Source organism: Natronococcus pandeyae, from assembly GCF_008122205.1.
Taxonomy (GTDB): Archaea; Halobacteriota; Halobacteria; order Halobacteriales; family Natrialbaceae; genus Natronococcus; species Natronococcus pandeyae.
Genome location: NZ_PHNJ01000044.1, coordinates 1 through 1,397, shown reverse-complemented (window position 1 = coordinate 1,397; position 1,397 = coordinate 1). Strand labels below are relative to the sequence as shown.

Annotated in this window: 1 protein-coding gene; it reads left to right on the top strand. The window is 56.4% G+C overall.

The annotated features are described in order from the left end of the window. Positions 1-110: 110 nt before the first annotated feature. On the top strand, positions 111-1,370 hold the full coding sequence (locus CV102_RS25650; protein ID WP_148860826.1) for an RNA-guided endonuclease InsQ/TnpB family protein: 1,260 nt from the start codon (positions 111-113) through the stop codon (positions 1,368-1,370). The last annotated feature ends 27 nt before the right edge of the window (positions 1,371-1,397 follow it).

Below are 1,397 nucleotides of genomic sequence, written 5' to 3'. Positions count from 1 at the left end.
GCGCCGTCGATTGATGCAACAATCCACCGGCTGTGCATGGCAGGATATTCCACGCGAATCGGTAGTATTACGTTTTCGACCCCCATAACCGGTTATGAAGCCAGAATTCGATGCGAACCCACCGAACATTCGAAGCGTCGATCACCAACCCGCGGCAGGTGAGTGACGACCTCGATCAACTCGGACGGGCCGCGTCGAAACTCTGGAACGTCGGTCGCCACTACGCACAAGAACAGTGGGATGAAACGGGCGAGATCCCCGATGACGGAGAACTTAAATCCGAACTCAAAGGCCACGAACGCTATAGGGACCTCCATTCGCAGTCCAGTCAGCGCGTTCTTGAAGAACTCGCTGAAGCGTTCAACGGCTGGTTCGGCAAGCGTCGGAACGGCGACAACCGTGCCCGACCGCCCGGCTACCGCAAACGCGGCGATTCGCACCCACGTTCTACTGTGTCGCTCAAAGCGGCTGGCTTCAAGCATGATGCACAGTTCAACCGCGTTCGCCTCTCAAAAGGTCGTAATCTGAAGGAACACCGTACGGACTTCGTACTTTGCGAATACGAACTACGTCCCGACGTAGACCTCTCCGAGTGGGACATTCAACAGGTTCGGGCCGTTCACAAGTACGACGAGTGGCGACTACACTTCGTCTGCCGAAAGTCGATCGATCCCGAACCACCGGGTGATAGTGTTGCGGGGATTGACCTCGGTATCTCGAACGTCGCCGCGCTTTCGTTCGGTGGTGAGTCGATCCTCTTTCCCGGCAACGCACTGAAAGAGGACGAATACTACTTCGGGCGGAAGAAAGCGAAGTGTGACGATAGCCGATCCAACGAGCGGCTTCGACTGGATCGGAAGCGCACGGAACGTCGAACCCACTTCCTCCATACACTCTCGAAACACATCGTTTCGGAGTGCATCGAGAGGGGTGTCGGAACGATCGTCATAGGCGACCTCGGAGGTATCCGCGACGACGAGAACGGCGAATCCCGCAACTGGGGTAAGCACGGCAACCTCGATCTACACGGGTGGGCGTTCGACCGCTTCACGTCGATACTCGACTACAAGGCGGAAACCGAAGGAATTGACGTAACGGTTGAGTCCGAATGCAATACCTCGAAGACGTGTTCCGCTTGTAGAACGAAAGACGGTGGTCAGCGCGTCGAACGCGGGTTGTACGTCTGCGATGAGTGCAATACGGTTGCGAACGCGGATGTGAACGGTGCAGAGAACATCCGCCGAAAAGTAACTCCAAGTCCGTCACCGGATAGGAGTAACGGCTGGTTGGCACAGCCTTCAATCCATCTGTTCGATTGTAGCGAGGGTTGTTTCGCCCCGCGAGAACAGGTCGTGGACTGTAAACCGTAATATCCCAACGACGGTCGGGATTCCACG